Genomic DNA, 16,808 nt, shown 5'->3' on the forward strand with positions numbered 1-16,808 from the left:
GGGCGCTGCTTTCAATGCGTCGCGGTGTAATTTCAACTACAGTTGAAGGACGTTTCTGCCCTGGAAAATCGCCATGATCAAGTGCTCGAAATATGCGTCTGTTGCGCTAATGCTTGCGTTGTCTGCCGGGAGTGCTCTGGCGTTGGCCGATCCTGGCAACGGCCATGGGAATGGCAAGGGCGGCGGTAACGGCAAAGGCAATAACCCTGGCGGTCAGAACTACGACAAACCCAAAGGCAAAGGTGCCTCGGGCAGTCATGGGCCCAACGTGGATCGCAGCGGCGTATTGAATGTGCTGGGCGGTTATCGGAACTATTGGAGCCCCGGCCCGGCCTTGCCGCCGGGGATCCAGAAGAACCTGGCACGCGGCAAACCGCTGCCGCCGGGTATCGCGAAAAAACTCGATGGCCGTTTGCTGGGTCAGTTGCCACATTACGATGGCTACGAATGGCAGCAGGCGGGCACTGACTTGATCCTGGTGGCCATTGCTTCGGGCATCATCTACGAAGTACTCAATGGGGCGTTCAACTGATCAGTCCGCTTCACGCCCGGGGAACAACAGCTCGAAACAGGTGACACCGTTCTGGCTGCTGACGCTGTAGCGGCCATTGTGCAACTGCATGATGGTCGCCACGATCGACAGGCCCAACCCGTTGGAGTGAGCCGAACGTTCCCGCGACTCATCCACTCGATAAAAACGCTCGAACAGACGCGGCAGGTGTTCGGCCGCAATCGTCTCCCCCTGATTGCTCACCCGCAGGATGAGGCCCTCAACCGCGGGCATCGCCTCGATACGCAGCTCTGAATGTGCGGCGCCGTACTTGATCGCATTAGCGCACAGGTTCGCCAGGGCGCGCCGCAGTAGCATGGGCTCGGCCCAGATTTCCCCTTGGCCAGCGGTGAGAATGCGCATCCCCCGATCACTTGCCAGCCCCTCGAAGTACTCCGCGATGCGTTCCACTTCATCTGCGGCGCTGAGTGCCTGGCGTTGGCGCAGGGCGCTGGCCGGGTCAGTGCGTGCGAGGAACAGCATATTGTCGAGCATGCGCGCCAGCCGTTCGAGTTCTTCGACATTCGAAGCCAAAAGTTGCTGGTAGCTATCGACGCTGCGCTGTTGATGCAGGGCAACCTGGGTTTCCCCCAACAAGTTGTTGATAGGCGTGCGTAGTTCATGGGCCATGTCGGTCGACACCTGGCTCAATTGCGCAAAACCCTTGGCCAGGCGTTCGAGCATGGTGTTGAAGGCATTAATCATCGGCAGCAGTTCTTTCGGTGCGCCCCGGCTGTCGAGACGTTCGGCCAGGTTGCCGACGCCGATTCCCTGAGCATGTCGCACCAACCGTCGCAACGGCAGCAGGCCGCGATACACCAGCAGATAGCCGGCAAGCGCCAGAACCAGCGCGGCTATACCTGCCAGGATGTACACGCTCAGTCGATAGCTAGCGAGCACGGCGGTACGTTCGGTCATCAAGCGCCCGCTGGTGACTTGCAGGCTACCCAAGTCGCCGGAATCGATCGAAGCAGCAAGGGTGGCCAAGGGGACGCCGTTGATACCGGGCAGATGCTGCACGTCGGCAAGCTCAAGGACATGGCCTTTGGGCACCGGTGTAACCGCCGGTAAGTCGATATTTCCGGGATTCACCAGCAGCAATGGCTGTTGCCCGGGAGCTGCAATACTCAGCACCGACTCGCGGTTGCCCAGCATGTTCTGGAACAATTCCGGTTTGTTCCTGATCAGCTCCAGGGTGTTGCTGTCGTTGAGCAGGTTGCGCAGTTGATCGACCCGCGAGATCAACGCGGCGTCGTCGCGGCGGATCAGCTCGCGCTCCAGTTCCCGGTACAGCGCCACGCCGAGGGTGGCCAGCAGAGCAAAGGCGAGCAGGGCGAACACCAGCGCCAGTCGCAGGGTCAGCGAATAATGTCGGCGAGGCGTCATGGCTGGGTGTCGAAGCGGTAGCCGATGCCGCGCACGCTATGGATCAGCTTGAGCTGGAACGGGTCGTCGATCTTCAGGCGCAAGCGGCGCACGGCTACATCCACCACATTGGTGTCGCTGTCGAAGTTCATGTCCCATACCCGCGACGCGATCAGCGAGCGTGACAATACCTGGCCCTGGTGCGTGGCAAACAGGTGCAGCAGGGCAAATTCCTTGTTGGTCAGGGTAATGCGTGTGCCGGCGCGGGTGACGCGTCGTTTGAGCACTTCAATGTGCAAGTCGGCGATGTGCAGTTGGTCTTCTTCACGGGTTGGGCCGCGACGGGTCAGGGTGCGTAGGCGGGCTACCAGTTCGGCGAAGGAAAAGGGTTTGATCAGGTAATCGTCCGCACCCAGCTCCAGGCCCTTGATGCGGTCGGCGATATCGTCACGGGCGGTAAGAAAAAGCACTGGTGTGTCGGCTTCTTTGCGCAGGCGACGCAGTACTTCCCAGCCGTCCATTTTCGGCATCATCACATCCAAGACGATCACATCGAACGGCGTTTCCAGCGCTTGGTGCAGGCCGTCCACGCCATCGCGGGCAAGGCTGACGGAATAGCCCAGTTCCTGAAGGCCATTGAGCAGGTAATTGCCGGCCTTGGGTTCGTCTTCTACAACAAGGATATTCATGGAAAAGGCTCGGATTCGGTACGTCGCGCCAGTGTAATCCGATCAATTGTCATTGGGGCATCCGATAGCCTGGACCTGATAGTCCAGCACATGTTCGCGACCTTGGTGGTCAAGATAGCGCAATTGCGCCGGGACAATGCCGCATTGGTTGCCAGTGTCGCTGCTCGACAGCACTTTGGCGACGTCCAGATGTACATAGGCGCCAGTCGCGTCATGGATTACGCCGGTGTTGTCGGCGGCGAATACGGAGCCGGTGGCAAGCAGTGTGGCGACGCCGAGGATCAACAGTTTCATCACGTTCTTACTCCGAAGGGTGGCTGCCAGGCTCTGGCAGTAAGTTCACGGTAAACAGCCGCCCCTAACAGCCCGCCAACAGAATGATGACAAGTTCGTAATGAAACCCCTGGCTCAGGCGTGGTGGCGTTTACAGCCATCGGGTAGCCCCGTAGATTGCAGCGGTCGATCATGCGTTACCGCCCACGAGGAAGCCCCCAGTGTCCATCCGTGCTTCAGCTGTATTTGCCCGTTCTTACCGTGCTTTCCTGTTTGATATGGACGGTACCCTGCTCAACTCCATCGCCGCCGCCGAGCGTGTGTGGAGCCGCTGGGCCGAACGTCACGGTCTGGATGTGGCGGCGTTTTTAACCACCATCCATGGCGCCCGCGCCATCGATACCATCACGCGCCAGGGGTTACCCGGCGTCGACCCGCACGCTGAAGCGCAATGGATCACCGAAGCTGAAATCAACGATGTGCATGGCGTGGTTGCGATTTCCGGTGCTGCGGCGTTTCTCGACAGCCTGCCTGCCGATCAGTGGGCGTTGGTGACGTCGGCGCCCAGGGAACTGGCAATGCGCCGGCTGCAAGCGGCGGGCATTGCGCCGCCGACGGTGATGGTGACGGCAGAAGATGTCGCCATCGGTAAGCCGAATCCGGCCTGTTATGTGCTGGGCGCCCAGCGTTTGGGCGTTTCGGTGCAGGAGTGTCTGGTGTTTGAGGATGCGTCGGTGGGCATTCGCGCAGGTGAGGCGGCGGGCGCGGATGTGATGGTGGTGACTACGACCCACCTCAAGCCGTTGGCGACACAACACCCAACCATTGGTGGGTATGAGCGGCTGCAGGTGCGGCGGAATGCCGAGGGCTGGTTGACCTTGCACAACGAGGCGGGTTGATACAAGAAAGCCAAGACCTTTACGGGTCTTGGCTTTCTTGCCACACAATCGCGTTGGGCGGCGCATGCATGCGTTCGCTCCTCATGCCGCGTCGTGACACCACCATTTCGCGAAGAATCTCATTAGCCAGTCGTGCAATCGCTTCGGCGCCGCGATAGTGCGCGCGTACGATCCCGGTGATTGCGAAATGATCTGTCTCCGGGCCGCTGAGCACCACGGACAAGGTGCCGTCAGCGTGTAGCGTGCAGGCAACCGAATAACTGGGTAAGCGAGCTGCAAGGGCGGATTCGATTTCTGATCGGCTGAGGGTATCCATCGATTTCAGGCCTTCAACTAACGGGTAAACACACCAAGCATAGGCCGCGATGCGACACTGTAAATACCGGCAATCTGCTAGCTGATACGTGACTATGGGCGTGACGTTTTTCCAGGGCTGCGCTGACAGAATCTGCGGTGTACGACCTTTTGTATAGGCTTGAGGCAGAACATAAACAGGTAACCGCATAGCAGTAGCGTCAGGTCCAGCACCGAATGCTGATCGGTGGGAGCGCTGCCTGCAATTTCAAACCTGATTACAAATTCCAGGCCGATAAAAGCCAGCCCTATCAGCAAGGCGATCAGCCAGGATCTGGAAAAGCGCGGCGATGCGGTATCAGACCTCATGTACGTGCTCCCGAGTGCACATGGAGGAAGTCAGTCAGGAGTTTCGGCTGTAAATGACGTAACAAGTTCCGGTCCCGAAGATTGTTTCATCTTGTCGCGTGGACCGACTTGCTGGCGATACTGGCCACGTCCGAAACGCAGGCCGTTGGGAAGAGTTTTCGCCAGCCGTTACCGTGCACGAAAGGGCTGGCTACTGAGGGCGTTTCAAGGCGTCTGGTTTTTGTCCGGAGCAGTCAGGCCAGCCTGGATACGTTGATAGATCTCTTCGCGATGCACGGCAACGTCTTTCGGTGCGTTGATGCCGATTCGTACTTGCTGGCCGCTGACGCCCAGGATGGTGATCGTGATGTCATCACCGATGTTTATGCTTTCACCAACTTTGCGGGTGAGTATAAGCATGGACTTCTCCTTGATTACTTTTAAGGACACATGTTTCAGACAGGGCAGGTGTCGGATGTGTATAGCTTACTGCTAAGCGCTTCCCTGTGACTGCCTCTTTAGGACGCATAGAGGCAACATTAATTCCCATGGGCGCATCATACAGGTCTGCGATACATCATTCGCATTGTTTAATCCAACGTTTATGACGGCCAGAATAGACAGTGGATGATAAAGTCGCCTCTTTAATCCTTAAAGGAGCAGGGCAGTGCGTAAAGTAGTGATGGCAATGATGGTGTTGGCGCTGGCCGGCTGTGGCGAAGGCAAGCCCGTCGATACCCCCAAGGCCAAGCCTGCCGTGAGCGAAAGCCAACCACAGACCGGCGCGATTGCTGTGCAGGAGTGGGATGTACGGGTAGGTCCACCGGACCACAAGCTGCAGGCGATCACTGACCTCACCGCCTGGTTGCTGGAACATGGTTTCAATTTTTATATCGTGAAAGTGGACGGCAAGGACGAAGTGCTTCTAGGGCCGTTCGCAACCAAGGAGGAAGCAGAAGCCAAGCAGGCACTGCTCACTGAAAAACTCGCGCGGGCCAAGAAGAACGACACCGAGTCCCAAGTCATCGAGCACAAGGCCGACCAGTAACGGGCCGATTGGGCGGGGGCTCCCGCCCATGTTCAACCGCATGCTTTGAGGTTCACCGGGCCGACAAACTCATTACCGCGCCCCATCACGCAAGCCACGGTCTGGTTGCGTTGGCGCTCCCAGGCCTGTACGGGGTAGGTCTTGTTCCAGGCTTCATACAATTGGCGATCCTGTTTCGACAAGCGCAAACCGTACTGCTTGCTCATGTAGAAATAGGTACGCGCGATCATTCCGCGAATCGATGGGCGCGGCATGACCTTCTTGGCCTTGAAGTCCACCTGTGTCAGGCATGAACCGTATTGCCCACTCTGTACCGGCAGCCAACCAAAGCTGAAGTTGTTACGGTCGCCGTTTACTTCGCCAATGCTAGGCACCAGGTTGTGCAAATCCGCTTCGGCGCGCTTGAACACATCATCATGGCGCGTGCAGTTCTTGCGACCGCCGTTCTGCCAGCACTGGCGCTGATGGCCTATCTGCCATGCCGGCACTATATGTTCCCATTCAATTCGCGCGGCGCGGTTGGCGTTTTTGCGTGGAATGTACCCGCAGGCTTTCAGGTCCACGCGATTGCCGGTGTACTTGCAGCCGCAATAGAACTCGGTGGATTGCGGGGCGTAGAGCTTCCAGGCAATTTTCTTGGCTTCGCTGAAAGTGCGCGGCGCTTGGGCATGGGCGGAAATGGCAAAAAACAGGCAACAGACAGCAATAAAACGGGCACTCATTGACTCAATCTTCCTTCGGCACAACCCAGAAAATCTGTACGCCGCCGTCGTCGCGGTAGGCGAGGGTGACATTATCGTTTTCAGCGATTTCCTCGAGCAGGCGCTGCCATTGCTCTTCAGGCTCATCCGGCAGGCGGAAGATGAGGGCGGCCTTGGATTTCTGAGCCTGGGTCGAGTTAATGATCTTTTGCACACGAACGGCCAGGCGTTCATAGGCATCAGGTGCTGTCGGCAGTGCTGCAGAAGATTTTGCCACGGAATATTCCTTATTTAGCTGTACGTGCATACAGTATTTAACTGTAGGCAATTTCGCAACTGCTTAAATTTCTGGAAGTTCTTCTGTCAGCAATTCGGGATGTTTGATGGGGGGAGGGGAGGAGGGGCTGTAGGAGCGAATTCGCTCCTACAGAAGATGTTTAGAAATCAATATTCCCAGAACATCCGTTGCAGCTCCTTGCTGTCCTGGGTCTTGGTCAGGGCGACCATTGCCAGAATCCGCGCTTTCTGTGGGTTCAAGTCCAGGGCTGCGACCCAGTCGTACTTGTCGTCAGGCTGTTCGGCGTTACGCAGCACCATGCCACCCGCGTTGACGTGGGAAGAACGAATGATCTGCACGCCTTGCTTGCGCAGGTCCACCAGAGTCGGCACCACTTTGGAAGACACCGAGCCGTTACCGGTACCGGCATGGATGATGGCTTTCGCGCCAGCTTGGGCCAGGGCCTTGTAAGCAGTGTCGCTCACGTTGCCGTAGCCGTAGGCAATTTCCACATCGGGCAGGCTCTTGATGGTTTTGATGTCGAACTCCGAGTCCATGGTGTGGCGCTTGGCCGGCAGGCGGAACCAGTAGGACTTGCCTTCAACCACCATACCCAGGGGACCCCATGGGCTCTTGAAGGCTTCGGTCTTGATGTTGATCATCTTGCTGACGTCACGACCGGACTGGATTTCGTCGTTCATGGTCACCAGTACGCCTTTGCCGCGTGCATCTTTGCTGCCGGCCACGGCCACTGCGTTATACAGGTTGAGCATGCCATCCGCCGACATGGCGGTGCCTGGGCGCATCGAGCCGACCACTACGATAGGCTTGTCGGTTTTCTCTACCAGGTTCAGGAAGTAGGCGGTTTCTTCCAGGGTGTCGGTACCGTGGGTGATCACGATGCCATCCACGTCTTTGCTGTCGGCCAGCTCCGCAACGCGGCGACCCAGTTGCAGCAGGTTCTCGTTGTTGATGCTTTCGGACGCAATTTGCATCACTTGTTCGCCGCGCACATTGGCGATCTGACTAAGCTCAGGAACACCGGCGATCAATTGCTCGATACCGACCTTGGCCGCCTGATAGGTGGCGCTGTTAGCGGCACTGGCGCCGGCGCCGGCAATGGTGCCGCCGGTGGCGAGAATCACCACGTTGGACAGTTTGGTCTTGGCTTCAACTTCTTTTGCCTGGGCGGCAACGGGGAACAGCAGCAGGAGGGCTAAGGCGCCCGGAACAAAGTTCTTCAGTGCGGATTTCATTATTTTTCTCTCTGATTTTTTGATGAGTGCTGTAGCAGGTTCATCCAGAACACTCGGGCGATGCTAAATGCCGCGAGGTACTGGGTAAGAGCAGGATCTGTACCAGCCTTATGGCTTGTGTATTTTTAAATTAACTTATTGATTAAAAAGGAATTTGTAGAAGTTTTTAGTGTGGGCGACGAGCTTATTGTCCGGCTTTCCGAACAACTGCCTGGGTTGGCGTTCGGTAGCCCGAAAACACTGACGGAAAAATCCGCCGTGATCAGACATGAGCTGTCGTTTCGGAGATCTGTAAGGGGAGGCGATGTTTAGAAGCAGCGCATGTTGCCAAGCTTTCGTATTAGCGGAGCATCAAAGACGCATACCCCCGTTGACAAATTTCGACAAGGTTCTCATAGTTTGAATAACGCAAACGTTTGCGAGATGTTTCCGATGCGCTTGGCGTAACGTGACAGCTCGTATCAGCCTCCCAGGTGGGCGGGCTGCCGAAGCCTTCTTCGGTGCAAGCGTTGCTCACAATAATCATAAGATCGGAGTGACCCCATGAAGCTGCCATTTGCTGGACGTCTTCTTGCTATCGCTGTGCTTGCTGCCGCATCCGCCGCTTTACCGCTCTCCTCTGCATTCGCTGACGAGGCCGCCGCCAAACCGAAAGTCGGTCTTGTAATGAAGTCCCTGGCCAACGAGTTTTTCGTCACCATGCAGGAAGGTGCCAAGGACTATCAGAAAGCCCACCCCGCCGATTTCGACATGATCACGAACGGCATCAAGAATGAAACCGATACTGCTGCCCAGATCGATATCGTCAATCAGATGATCCTGTCCAAGGTCAACGCCATCGTCATTGCGCCAGCCGACTCCAAGGCGCTGGTCACCGTACTGAAAAAAGCCTCCGACGCTGGGATCAAGGTGGTCAACATCGACAATCGTCTCGACCCCGGTGTGTTGAAAAGCAAGAACCTGGACATTCCCTTCGTTGGCCCGGACAACCGCAAAGGTGCCAAGCTGGTGGGCGATTACCTGGCCAAACAAATGAGCGCTGGCGACAAGGTCGGCATCATCGAAGGCGTTCCGACCACCACCAACGCCCAGCAGCGCACCGCCGGTTTCAAAGACGCGATGGATGCTGCTGGCATGAAGATCGTATCCACCCAGTCGGGTAACTGGGAGATCGACCAGGGCCAGAAAGTCGCCTCCGCAATGCTGAGCGAATACCCAGACCTCAAGGCGCTGCTGGCCGGTAACGACAACATGGCTTTGGGTGCTGTCTCTGCCGTACGTGCAGCCGGCAAAGCGGGCAAGGTGCTGGTAGTGGGCTACGACAATATCGAAGCCATCAAGCCGATGCTGCAGGACGGCCGCGTGCTGGCTACCGCCGACCAGGCCGCTGCCCAGCAAGCCGTGTTCGGTATCCAGAACGCGCTCAAGCTGGTCAAGGGTGAAAAAGTCGATGCCAAAGATGGCGTGATCGAAACCCCGGTCGAACTCGTCCTCAAGAAGTAATTCTGGCAGCACCCAAACAGCGTCCGCTCGCCCCCGGGCGGACGCTCGGAGATTTTCCTATGTCATCTTCCGCCCCGAACGCTGTCCTCTCGGTCAGCGGTATCGGTAAGACGTATGCCCAGCCAGTTCTGTCCGACATCACTCTGACGCTCAATCGCGGCGAAGTGCTGGCGCTGACGGGTGAAAACGGCGCAGGCAAAAGCACCTTGTCGAAAATCATCGGCGGGCTGGTCACTCCGACCACCGGGCACATGCAGTTCAACGGCCAGGATTACCGCCCAGGCAGCCGCACCCAGGCCGAATCGCTGGGTGTGCGCATGGTCATGCAGGAACTCAACCTGCTGCCGACCCTGACTGTCGCCGAAAACCTGTTTTTGCATAACCTGCCCAGCCACGGTGGCTGGATCAGCCGCAAGCAACTGCGTAAGGCTGCCATCGAAGCCATGGCCCAGGTCGGCCTGGATGCCATCGACCCAGACACCCTGGTCGGCAGCTTGGGGATCGGGCACCAGCAAATGGTCGAGATCGCGCGCAACCTGATCGGCGACTGCCATGTGCTGATCCTCGACGAACCCACGGCTATGCTTACCGCCCGTGAAGTCGAGATGCTGTTTGAGCAGATCACCCGTTTGCAGGCCCGCGGCGTAGCGATTATTTACATTTCCCATCGGCTGGAAGAGCTGGCTCGTGTCGCCCAGCGCATCGCGGTCCTGCGTGACGGCAAACTGGTGTGCGTCGAGCCGATGGCCAACTACAACAGCGAGCAACTGGTCACATTGATGGTCGGTCGCGAACTGGGCGAACACATCGATTTGGGCCCGCGCACCATCGGTGGCCCGGCGCTCACGGTCAAAGGTCTGACGCGCTCGGACAAAGTCCGCGACGTCTCGTTCGAAGTTCGCGCCGGTGAAATCTATGGCATTTCCGGGCTGATCGGCGCGGGCCGTACTGAGCTACTGCGCCTGATCTTCGGCGCTGACCAAGCCGACAGCGGCACCGTGGCCCTGGGCTCGCCAGCCCAGGTGGTGAGCATTCGTTCGCCGGTGGATGCCGTGGGCCATGGCATCGCGCTGATCACCGAAGACCGCAAGGGTGAAGGCTTGCTGCTGACCCAGTCCATCAGCGCCAACATTGCTCTGGGCAACATGCCTGAAATTTCCGCGGGCGGCGTCGTTAACAGTGGCGATGAAACCGCGTTGGCCCAACGTCAGATCGATGCCATGCGCATTCGCAGTTCCAGCCCGGCGCAGTTGGTGTCGGAATTATCCGGCGGCAACCAGCAGAAGGTGGTGATTGGTCGCTGGTTGGAGCGCGACTGCTCGGTGATGCTGTTCGACGAGCCTACGCGCGGTATCGACGTCGGCGCCAAATTCGACATTTACGCCTTGCTCGGCGAGTTGACCCGGCAGGGCAAGGCGTTGGTAGTGGTGTCCAGCGACCTGCGCGAACTCATGTTGATCTGCGACCGCATCGGTGTGCTGTCCGCCGGTCGCCTGATCGACACCTTCGAGCGCGACAGTTGGACCCAGGACGAATTGCTCGCCGCCGCCTTTGCCGGCTATCAGAAACGTGATGCGCTGCTCAACGATGCAGTGCTTAGGGATACCCCATGAAAACGACCACTTCTCCCGGTAAAACCGGCGGCAACTTCTACGGCCTGGGGACTTACCTGGGCCTGGCAGGTGCCTTGCTCGCGATGATTGCGCTGTTCTCGGTATTGAGCGATCACTTCCTGTCCTATGACACGTTCAGTACGCTGGCCAACCAGATTCCGGACCTGATGGTGCTGGCGGTGGGCATGACCTTCATCCTGATCATCGGCGGTATCGACCTGTCGGTAGGCTCGGTGCTGGCGCTGGCGGCATCGGCGGTCAGTGTGGCGATCCTCAGCTGGGGCTGGAGCGTTTTGCCGGCCGCCGTGCTGGGCATGGGCTGTGCGGCGCTGGCCGGTACGCTCACCGGTTCGATCACCGTGGCCTGGCGCATTCCGTCGTTTATCGTGTCCCTCGGTGTGTTGGAAATGGCCCGCGGCGTCGCGTACCAAATGACCGGTTCACGCACCGCCTACATCGGTGACTCCTTCGCCTGGCTGTCCAATCCGATTGCCTTTGGTATTTCGCCGTCGTTCATCATTGCTTTGCTAGTGATCATTGCGGCCCAACTGGTGTTGACGCGGACCGTGTTCGGTCGCTACCTGATCGGTATCGGCACCAACGAGGAAGCGGTACGCCTGGCGGGGATCAATCCCAAGCCCTACAAGATCCTGGTGTTCAGCCTTATGGGCCTGTTGGCCGGCGTAGCCGCGTTGTTCCAGATCTCGCGCCTGGAGGCGGCTGACCCGAACGCGGGTTCCGGTCTGGAGTTGCAAGTGATCGCGGCGGTGGTTATCGGCGGCACCAGCCTGATGGGCGGGCGCGGTTCGGTGATCAGCACGTTCTTCGGCGTCTTGATCATCTCGGTCCTGGCTGCCGGCCTGGCGCAGATCGGGGCCACGGAGCCGACCAAGCGCATCATTACCGGTGCCGTGATTGTGATCGCTGTGGTGCTCGATACCTATCGCAGCCAGCGTGCCAGTCGGCGAGGCTAAACCATGGCAACGATCAAGGATGTGGCAGCGCTTGCGGGTATTTCCTACACCACGGTGTCCCATGTGGTGAACAAGACGCGCCCGGTCAGCGAGCCGGTGCGCCTCAAGGTCGAGGCGGCGATCAAGCAGCTCGACTACGTGCCCAGTGCCGTCGCGCGTTCGCTCAAAGCCAAGACCACCGCAACCATAGGCCTGCTGGTGCCCAACAGCCTCAACCCGTATTTCGCGGAATTGGCCCGTGGTATCGAGGACTATTGCGAGCGTAATGGCTATTGCGTGATCCTCTGCAACTCCGATGACAACGCTGAAAAGCAGCGCAGTTATTTACGGGTATTGCTGGAGAAGCGTATCGACGGTTTGATCGTCACCTCAGTGGGCGGCGACGACAGTGGGCTGGCTGCAGGCTTGAGCGCGGTGCGAACGCCCATGGTGATCGTCGACCGGGCGTTGGATGGCATTGATGTCGATCTGGTGCGTATCGACCACGAAGAGGGCGCTTACCTGGCCACCCGGCACCTGCTCGACCTCGGTCATCGGGATATTGCCTGTATCGGCGGCCCGGCCCACACCCGCGTGGCACAAATGCGTCTGGCAGGGTATCGCCGGGCGTTGCACGAGGCTGGCGTGGAAGTACCGGCCGAGCGCATCCGCGAAAGCGATTTCACCAGCACCGGCGGTTATGCCGCCGCCGTGCAACTGCTGGCTGAAAAACCGCCCAGCGCGATTTTCGCCAGCAACGACATGATCGGTTTCGGTGTATTGCGCGCGGCGGCCGAGCGTAATATTCGCGTGCCCGGCGAGCTGTCGGTGATCGGTTTCGACGACATTCAAATGAGCCGTTACGTCTACCCGGCGCTAACCACGGTGGGGCAGTCCATCGTGCAGCTGGGCGAGACGGCTGCCGAGCTTTTACTGCGACGGATCGCCAACCCTCAACTGCCAATCGATCAACGTATCGTGACCCCAAGCATTGTGTTGCGCGAGTCGACGGCCCCCGTCGCCGGTGTGTTTGCCCAATACCGCTGAACCGAATTGATGAGTACTGATGTATGCCCGCAAAAGTAGTGGTAATAGGCAGCTTGAACATGGACCTGGTGACCCGCGCCAGCCGCTTGCCGCGCGCCGGTGAAACGCTGATCGGCCAGACCTTTGCCACCGTGCCGGGCGGCAAGGGCGCCAATCAGGCAGTCGCGGCGGCGCGGCTGGGTGGCGATGTGGCGATGATCGGCTGCGTCGGCACCGATGCCTACGGCAGCCAACTGCGCGAGGCATTGCTGGTCGAAGGCATCGATTGCCAGGCGGTCAGCAGCGTCGCCGGCTCCAGCGGTGTCGCGTTGATCGTGGTGGATGACAGCAGTCAGAACGCAATCGTCATCGTGGCCGGTAGCAATGGCGCTCTAACGCCGGCGTCATTGCAAGCGTTCGACGCGGTGCTACAGGGGGCCGACGTGATCGTCTGCCAGCTTGAAGTGCCCATGGACACGGTGGGGTACGCCCTCAAGCGTGGCCGTGAACTGGGCAAGACCGTGATCCTCAACCCAGCGCCTGCCAGTGCTCCGTTGCCGGCCGAGTGGTACGCCTCGATCGACTATCTGATTCCCAACGAAAGCGAAGCCAGTGCGCTGAGCGGCGTGATGGTCGATTCTCTCGACAGCGCCAAAGAGGCCGCGACTCGTCTGATCGAAGCCGGCGCCGGCAAAGTCATTGTTACCCTGGGTGCGCGAGGTGCGTTGTTTGCTGATGGCCAAGGGTTTGAGCACCTGGTGGCGCCCAAGGTCAAGGCGGTGGATACCACCGCAGCCGGCGACACCTTCGTAGGCGGTTTTGCAGCTGCGTTGTCCGCTGGCGAAAGCGAGGCCGAGGCCATCCGCTTCGGTCAGGTCGCGGCAGCGTTGTCGGTCACCCGCGCCGGTGCGCAACCATCCATTCCAACGCTGCACGACGTACAAGGTTTTGTAGCCTCATGAAAAAGACCCCACTGCTCAATATCGCCCTGTCGCGGGTGATCGCTTCTCTGGGACACGGCGACATCCTGGTCATCGGTGACGCCGGTTTGCCGGTGCCGCCGGGTGTAGAGTTGATCGACCTGGCGCTGACTCAGGGCATTCCGGACTTCATCAGTACCCTGCGCATTGTGCTCAGTGAAATGCAGGTGGAGAGCCATGTACTGGCCAACGAAATTCTACTCAAGCAGCCGCCAGCGCTGACTGAGCTGAATGCCCTGACGGCTCAGGCCGCGCTCGGCGAGCGTCGTCTGCTGAGTCATGATGAGTTCAAACAACTGAGCCGTCAGGCCCGCGCCGTGGTGCGTACTGGCGAATGCCAGCCTTACTGCAATATTGCGCTGGTGTCCGGCGTGACGTTCTAGTCTTTCCCAACGACAAGGAGTGTTTTATGCAACGTGGTCTACCCACCCTGAGAAATTTGTTTCGGAGTGTTCTGCTTTTGTCCGCACTCACTGCAGCAAGCGCCCAGGCGGCGGAAAAAATCGACCTGATCATCGACACCGACCCGGGCGCCGATGACGTTGTGGCGTTGCTGTTCGCCATGGCTTCTCCTGAGGAGCTGAATATCCGCGCGCTCACCACCGTCGCCGGCAATGTGCGCCTGGACAAAACCTCCCGTAACGCCCGGCTGGCCCGTGAGTGGGCAGGGCGCGAGGACATTCCGGTATACGCCGGTGCGCCTGCACCGCTGTTGCGCACGCCGATCTATGCCGAGAACATTCATGGCAAGGAAGGTATTTCCGGCGTCACCGTGCATGAGCCCAAAAAGGGCCTCGCGCCAGGCAATGCCGTGGATTACCTGGTCACGACCCTGCGTGCTGCCAAGCCTCACAGCATCACCATCGCTATGCTCGGCCCGCAGACCAACCTGGCGCTGGCATTGACCCAAGACCCGGAAATCACTCAAGGCATCAAGGAAGTGGTGGTGATGGGCGGTGCGCACTTCAACGGCGGCAATATCACGCCGGTCGCGGAGTTCAACCTGTTCGCCGACCCTGTCGCCGCGGAAATCGTGCTCAAGAGTGGGGTCAAGCTGACCTACCTACCGCTGGACGTCACCCACAAGGTGCTCACCAGTGAAGCGCGCCTGAAGCAGATCGCCGACCTCAAGAACAATGCGAGCAAGATCGTCGGCGATATCCTCAACGAGTACGTCAAGGGCGACATGGAGCACTACGGCATTCCCGGTGGGCCTGTGCATGACGCCACCGTGGTCGCCTATCTGCTCAAGCCTTCGCTGTTCAGCGGGCGTGAAGTCAACGTTGTGGTCGACAGCCGTGAAGGCCCGACCTTCGGCCAGACCATCGTCGATTGGTACGATGGCCTGAAACAACCCAAGAACGCATTCTGGGTTGAGAGCGGCGATGCCCAGGGTTTTTTCGATCTGCTGACCGAACGCCTGGCTCGCTTGAAGTAACGTGCTGATCGGTCGGCGTTCGCCGGCCGATTTTTACTCGCGCTCGGGGTTATCCGCCCCCATGTGATCGGCTGGGTATTTTTCGAATACCTGGCCGATGAATGCTTGCGCGGCCTGGGTACCCAATTCTTTGACCAGCAGGTCGATGCCGATGATTGCCAATTCCTCTGGGCTGCCTGGGCTGTAGGAACTCTGGCCCAAGGGCCATTTGGCTTTGATGTCGGCTTGAAGCGTTACGGTGGTCATGAAGGTCTCGCGAGGCAGAAAAAAATACTGGGCAGCGCGCTGGTGCGCGGTTTTTGCCGGGGCAGTTAACCATTTTGCATGCTGTTTGGCACTGATACTTAGGCATGATGCTTAGGTGCGGGCGCGCGCTGTGCCACACTGTCGGCTTGTTTAACAGTCGGAAAACGCTACGTGCATATCGATTTGAATAACCCTGAGAATCTGACATTGGCCGCCGTGCGCCAACTGCTGGCCAGTGCCAGCGACGACGAGCATGCCCAGTTACGGGTGACCAAGGCCGGTCTTGCCTACATTTCGAGTGGAAGGGCGGTAGGCAATGCGGATATCGACGGGTTGCTGTTTCGGCTGGAGACCTGGGCAAAAGGCTCCGGTTATGTCGGTAACGTGGCGGCCAGTGACGAAGTCTGGGTCACGCAGATTTTCAATGCGTTGCGGCAAAACTGGCCGAAGCCGTCGGATGACTATATCGACATCTACTGATCGCGTTCATATCTGGTCACGATTGATCAAGCGAATGCCCGGCTAGAGTCAGGCAGACTTGCTCCTCAACGCTTTACGTCTTGAAACCAAATCGCCACACCGCTGTCGCACGATCTCTGTCCATTTTTTTATTCATAGGAGGCTTCATGCCTTGGAAGCTCGCATCATTCGGTACTTTGTTGGCAGCACTCGCATTGGCGGGATGCAGCACCTCGGGTACCTCTGAGCCAGCCAAAAATGCCGCTGTGACCGATGCCGGTCATAGCCGCTGTGAGGCGAAGGCTGCCGAATTTACAATTGGCCAGAAAGCCTCGCCGCAACTGTTGGAACAGGCTCGTACGCGCTCCGGTGCGCAGAACGCCCGGATCCTCAAGCCCAACGACATGATCACCCTGGAGTACCGCTCCGACCGACTGAACCTGAACACCGATGATAACTTGGTGATCACTCGGGTCAATTGCGGCTGATCTTCACCGGCTTTTGCTATGCCCATAAAAAACCCCGTCACATGGACGGGGTTTTTTTAGCTCAGCGGAGAATTACTCGCCGCGAACCTGTGCAGCTTGCATACCCTTTTGGCCTTTCTCAGCCACGAAGGAAACGGTCTGGCCTTCTTTCAGGCTTTTGAAACCGTCGCTTTCGATAGCTTTGAAGTGTACGAACAGGTCGTCACCGCCACCTTGAGGAGTGATGAAGCCGAAGCCTTTTTCATCGTTGAACCATTTAACGGTGCCGGTTTGGCGATTAGACATGGTGTATCTCCAAGAAACATATATTTTCAGTAGTGCTGTGCTGCTCAGGCCAACTGGGCACACCGGGCTATCATAGTCGAAATGTTCGGCTTGGGAGCCCCCCCAAGGCATTGTTTG

Annotated in this window: 22 protein-coding genes; 12 read left to right on the top strand and 10 right to left on the bottom strand. The window is 58.6% G+C overall.

Annotation, left to right across the window (positions count from 1 at the left end):
* The first annotated feature begins 73 nt into the window (after nucleotides 1-73).
* Complete coding sequence (locus ABX75_RS13715; RefSeq protein ID WP_034114424.1) at nucleotides 74-532, top strand: anti-virulence regulator CigR family protein; 459 nt, start codon at nucleotides 74-76, stop codon at nucleotides 530-532.
* Here ABX75_RS13715 and ABX75_RS13720 read toward each other — a convergent pair whose 3' ends face one another.
* The 3 genes from ABX75_RS13720 to ABX75_RS13730 are packed head-to-tail and all read right to left on the bottom strand — an operon-like array spanning nucleotide 533 to nucleotide 2,898.
* A complete protein-coding gene (locus ABX75_RS13720; RefSeq protein ID WP_047882090.1) occupies nucleotides 533-1,936 on the bottom strand; it encodes a heavy metal sensor histidine kinase in 1,404 nt (467 codons plus the stop codon).
* Nucleotides 1,933-2,604, bottom strand: coding sequence for a heavy metal response regulator transcription factor (locus ABX75_RS13725; RefSeq protein WP_034136881.1), 672 nt, complete (start codon nucleotides 2,602-2,604; stop codon nucleotides 1,933-1,935). The genes ABX75_RS13720 and ABX75_RS13725 overlap by 4 nt, the downstream gene beginning before the upstream one ends.
* Nucleotides 2,605-2,646: 42 nt before the next feature.
* On the bottom strand, nucleotides 2,647-2,898 hold the full coding sequence (locus ABX75_RS13730) for a DUF2790 domain-containing protein (protein WP_034099132.1): 252 nt from the start codon (nucleotides 2,896-2,898) through the stop codon (nucleotides 2,647-2,649).
* A gap of 200 nt (nucleotides 2,899-3,098) precedes the next feature.
* On the opposite strand from ABX75_RS13730, the gene ABX75_RS13735 reads away from it, so the two are divergent.
* On the top strand, nucleotides 3,099-3,776 hold the full coding sequence (locus tag ABX75_RS13735; RefSeq protein ID WP_034099131.1) for an HAD-IA family hydrolase: 678 nt from the start codon (nucleotides 3,099-3,101) through the stop codon (nucleotides 3,774-3,776).
* Nucleotides 3,777-3,795: 19 nt separating this feature from the next.
* Here ABX75_RS13735 and ABX75_RS13740 read toward each other — a convergent pair whose 3' ends face one another.
* Nucleotides 3,796-4,092: a hypothetical protein gene (locus tag ABX75_RS13740; protein ID WP_047882091.1), complete on the bottom strand. Its 297-nt coding sequence runs from the start codon at nucleotides 4,090-4,092 to the stop codon at nucleotides 3,796-3,798.
* Between the two features lie 551 nt (nucleotides 4,093-4,643).
* Nucleotides 4,644-4,838, bottom strand: a complete 195-nt coding sequence (gene csrA / locus ABX75_RS13750) for a carbon storage regulator CsrA (protein WP_003192511.1) — start codon at nucleotides 4,836-4,838, stop codon at nucleotides 4,644-4,646.
* Nucleotides 4,839-5,100: 262 nt separating this feature from the next.
* On the opposite strand from csrA, the gene ABX75_RS13755 reads away from it, so the two are divergent.
* On the top strand, nucleotides 5,101-5,466 hold the full coding sequence (locus ABX75_RS13755) for an SPOR domain-containing protein (protein ID WP_047882151.1): 366 nt from the start codon (nucleotides 5,101-5,103) through the stop codon (nucleotides 5,464-5,466).
* Nucleotides 5,467-5,498: 32 nt separating this feature from the next.
* Here the strand turns inward: ABX75_RS13755 and ABX75_RS13760 are convergent, their stop codons facing one another.
* From ABX75_RS13760 to ABX75_RS13770, 3 genes are all read right to left on the bottom strand, one after another.
* Nucleotides 5,499-6,188, bottom strand: a complete 690-nt coding sequence (locus tag ABX75_RS13760) for an endonuclease (protein ID WP_034099128.1) — start codon at nucleotides 6,186-6,188, stop codon at nucleotides 5,499-5,501.
* 4 nt (nucleotides 6,189-6,192) lie between these two features.
* Nucleotides 6,193-6,444, bottom strand: a complete 252-nt coding sequence (locus tag ABX75_RS13765) for a DUF1654 domain-containing protein (protein ID WP_177329685.1) — start codon at nucleotides 6,442-6,444, stop codon at nucleotides 6,193-6,195.
* Between the two features lie 167 nt (nucleotides 6,445-6,611).
* Complete coding sequence (locus ABX75_RS13770) at nucleotides 6,612-7,700, bottom strand: asparaginase (protein WP_034099126.1); 1,089 nt, start codon at nucleotides 7,698-7,700, stop codon at nucleotides 6,612-6,614.
* A 543-nt stretch (nucleotides 7,701-8,243) separates the two neighbouring features.
* Here ABX75_RS13770 and ABX75_RS13775 point away from each other — a divergent pair.
* Genes ABX75_RS13775 through ABX75_RS13805 form a run of 7 tightly spaced genes read left to right on the top strand, consistent with a single transcriptional unit; the run spans nucleotide 8,244 to nucleotide 15,213 of the window.
* Nucleotides 8,244-9,203 (top strand): sugar ABC transporter substrate-binding protein, encoded by a 960-nt coding sequence (locus ABX75_RS13775; protein WP_034099124.1) that lies wholly within the window; start codon nucleotides 8,244-8,246, stop codon nucleotides 9,201-9,203.
* 59 nt (nucleotides 9,204-9,262) lie between these two features.
* Nucleotides 9,263-10,816 (top strand): sugar ABC transporter ATP-binding protein, encoded by a 1,554-nt coding sequence (locus ABX75_RS13780; protein WP_047882093.1) that lies wholly within the window; start codon nucleotides 9,263-9,265, stop codon nucleotides 10,814-10,816.
* Complete coding sequence (locus ABX75_RS13785) at nucleotides 10,813-11,790, top strand: ABC transporter permease (protein ID WP_003174987.1); 978 nt, start codon at nucleotides 10,813-10,815, stop codon at nucleotides 11,788-11,790. The genes ABX75_RS13780 and ABX75_RS13785 overlap by 4 nt, the downstream gene beginning before the upstream one ends.
* 3 nt (nucleotides 11,791-11,793) lie before the next feature.
* Nucleotides 11,794-12,816, top strand: a complete 1,023-nt coding sequence (locus ABX75_RS13790; protein ID WP_034114417.1) for a LacI family DNA-binding transcriptional regulator — start codon at nucleotides 11,794-11,796, stop codon at nucleotides 12,814-12,816.
* Between the two features lie 23 nt (nucleotides 12,817-12,839).
* Nucleotides 12,840-13,757: a ribokinase gene (gene rbsK / locus ABX75_RS13795; RefSeq protein WP_047882094.1), complete on the top strand. Its 918-nt coding sequence runs from the start codon at nucleotides 12,840-12,842 to the stop codon at nucleotides 13,755-13,757.
* A complete protein-coding gene (gene rbsD / locus ABX75_RS13800; protein ID WP_034099117.1) occupies nucleotides 13,754-14,158 on the top strand; it encodes a D-ribose pyranase in 405 nt (134 codons plus the stop codon). The genes rbsK and rbsD overlap by 4 nt, the downstream gene beginning before the upstream one ends.
* A gap of 26 nt (nucleotides 14,159-14,184) precedes the next feature.
* Complete coding sequence (locus ABX75_RS13805) at nucleotides 14,185-15,213, top strand: nucleoside hydrolase (RefSeq protein WP_047882095.1); 1,029 nt, start codon at nucleotides 14,185-14,187, stop codon at nucleotides 15,211-15,213.
* A gap of 33 nt (nucleotides 15,214-15,246) precedes the next feature.
* Here ABX75_RS13805 and ABX75_RS13810 read toward each other — a convergent pair whose 3' ends face one another.
* The gene (locus tag ABX75_RS13810) at nucleotides 15,247-15,459 is read right to left on the bottom strand and encodes a hypothetical protein (protein ID WP_034099115.1); all 213 of its coding nucleotides are present in this window, start codon (nucleotides 15,457-15,459) and stop codon (nucleotides 15,247-15,249) included.
* A gap of 171 nt (nucleotides 15,460-15,630) precedes the next feature.
* Here ABX75_RS13810 and ABX75_RS13815 point away from each other — a divergent pair, with 171 nt between their 5' ends.
* Both ABX75_RS13815 and ABX75_RS13820 read left to right on the top strand, forming a co-directional pair.
* Entirely contained in the window at nucleotides 15,631-15,939 is a 309-nt protein-coding gene (locus ABX75_RS13815; protein WP_034099113.1) for a hypothetical protein, read from the top strand.
* A 146-nt stretch (nucleotides 15,940-16,085) separates the two neighbouring features.
* Nucleotides 16,086-16,406, top strand: coding sequence for an I78 family peptidase inhibitor (locus tag ABX75_RS13820; RefSeq protein WP_034099112.1), 321 nt, complete (start codon nucleotides 16,086-16,088; stop codon nucleotides 16,404-16,406).
* A 72-nt stretch (nucleotides 16,407-16,478) separates the two neighbouring features.
* On the opposite strand, the gene ABX75_RS13825 is transcribed toward ABX75_RS13820, so the two are convergent.
* Complete coding sequence (locus ABX75_RS13825; RefSeq protein WP_003234260.1) at nucleotides 16,479-16,691, bottom strand: cold-shock protein; 213 nt, start codon at nucleotides 16,689-16,691, stop codon at nucleotides 16,479-16,481.
* Nucleotides 16,692-16,808 lie beyond the last annotated feature (117 nt).

The organism is Pseudomonas sp. ARP3, assembly GCF_001029595.1.
GTDB classification, from domain to species: Bacteria; Pseudomonadota; Gammaproteobacteria; order Pseudomonadales; family Pseudomonadaceae; genus Aquipseudomonas; species Aquipseudomonas rhodesiae.

What these genes read in the sequence shown, in the direction of transcription:
- ABX75_RS13715 (WP_034114424.1), top strand. Translation starts at nt 74, where the DNA reads ATGATCAAGTGCTCGAAATATGCGTCTGTTGCGCTAATGCTTGCGTTG.
- ABX75_RS13720 (WP_047882090.1), bottom strand. Translation starts at nt 1,936, where the DNA reads ATGACGCCTCGCCGACATTATTCGCTGACCCTGCGACTGGCGCTGGTG.
- ABX75_RS13725 (WP_034136881.1), bottom strand. Translation starts at nt 2,604, where the DNA reads ATGAATATCCTTGTTGTAGAAGACGAACCCAAGGCCGGCAATTACCTG.
- ABX75_RS13730 (WP_034099132.1), bottom strand. Translation starts at nt 2,898, where the DNA reads ATGAAACTGTTGATCCTCGGCGTCGCCACACTGCTTGCCACCGGCTCC.
- ABX75_RS13740 (WP_047882091.1), bottom strand. Translation starts at nt 4,092, where the DNA reads ATGGATACCCTCAGCCGATCAGAAATCGAATCCGCCCTTGCAGCTCGC.
- csrA (WP_003192511.1), bottom strand. Translation starts at nt 4,838, where the DNA reads ATGCTTATACTCACCCGCAAAGTTGGTGAAAGCATAAACATCGGTGAT.
- ABX75_RS13755 (WP_047882151.1), top strand. Translation starts at nt 5,101, where the DNA reads ATGGCAATGATGGTGTTGGCGCTGGCCGGCTGTGGCGAAGGCAAGCCC.
- ABX75_RS13760 (WP_034099128.1), bottom strand. Translation starts at nt 6,188, where the DNA reads ATGAGTGCCCGTTTTATTGCTGTCTGTTGCCTGTTTTTTGCCATTTCC.
- ABX75_RS13770 (WP_034099126.1), bottom strand. Translation starts at nt 7,700, where the DNA reads ATGAAATCCGCACTGAAGAACTTTGTTCCGGGCGCCTTAGCCCTCCTG.
- ABX75_RS13775 (WP_034099124.1), top strand. Translation starts at nt 8,244, where the DNA reads ATGAAGCTGCCATTTGCTGGACGTCTTCTTGCTATCGCTGTGCTTGCT.
- ABX75_RS13780 (WP_047882093.1), top strand. Translation starts at nt 9,263, where the DNA reads ATGTCATCTTCCGCCCCGAACGCTGTCCTCTCGGTCAGCGGTATCGGT.
- ABX75_RS13785 (WP_003174987.1), top strand. Translation starts at nt 10,813, where the DNA reads ATGAAAACGACCACTTCTCCCGGTAAAACCGGCGGCAACTTCTACGGC.
- ABX75_RS13790 (WP_034114417.1), top strand. Translation starts at nt 11,794, where the DNA reads ATGGCAACGATCAAGGATGTGGCAGCGCTTGCGGGTATTTCCTACACC.
- rbsK (WP_047882094.1), top strand. Translation starts at nt 12,840, where the DNA reads ATGCCCGCAAAAGTAGTGGTAATAGGCAGCTTGAACATGGACCTGGTG.
- rbsD (WP_034099117.1), top strand. Translation starts at nt 13,754, where the DNA reads ATGAAAAAGACCCCACTGCTCAATATCGCCCTGTCGCGGGTGATCGCT.
- ABX75_RS13805 (WP_047882095.1), top strand. Translation starts at nt 14,185, where the DNA reads ATGCAACGTGGTCTACCCACCCTGAGAAATTTGTTTCGGAGTGTTCTG.
- ABX75_RS13810 (WP_034099115.1), bottom strand. Translation starts at nt 15,459, where the DNA reads ATGACCACCGTAACGCTTCAAGCCGACATCAAAGCCAAATGGCCCTTG.
- ABX75_RS13820 (WP_034099112.1), top strand. Translation starts at nt 16,086, where the DNA reads ATGCCTTGGAAGCTCGCATCATTCGGTACTTTGTTGGCAGCACTCGCA.
- ABX75_RS13825 (WP_003234260.1), bottom strand. Translation starts at nt 16,691, where the DNA reads ATGTCTAATCGCCAAACCGGCACCGTTAAATGGTTCAACGATGAAAAA.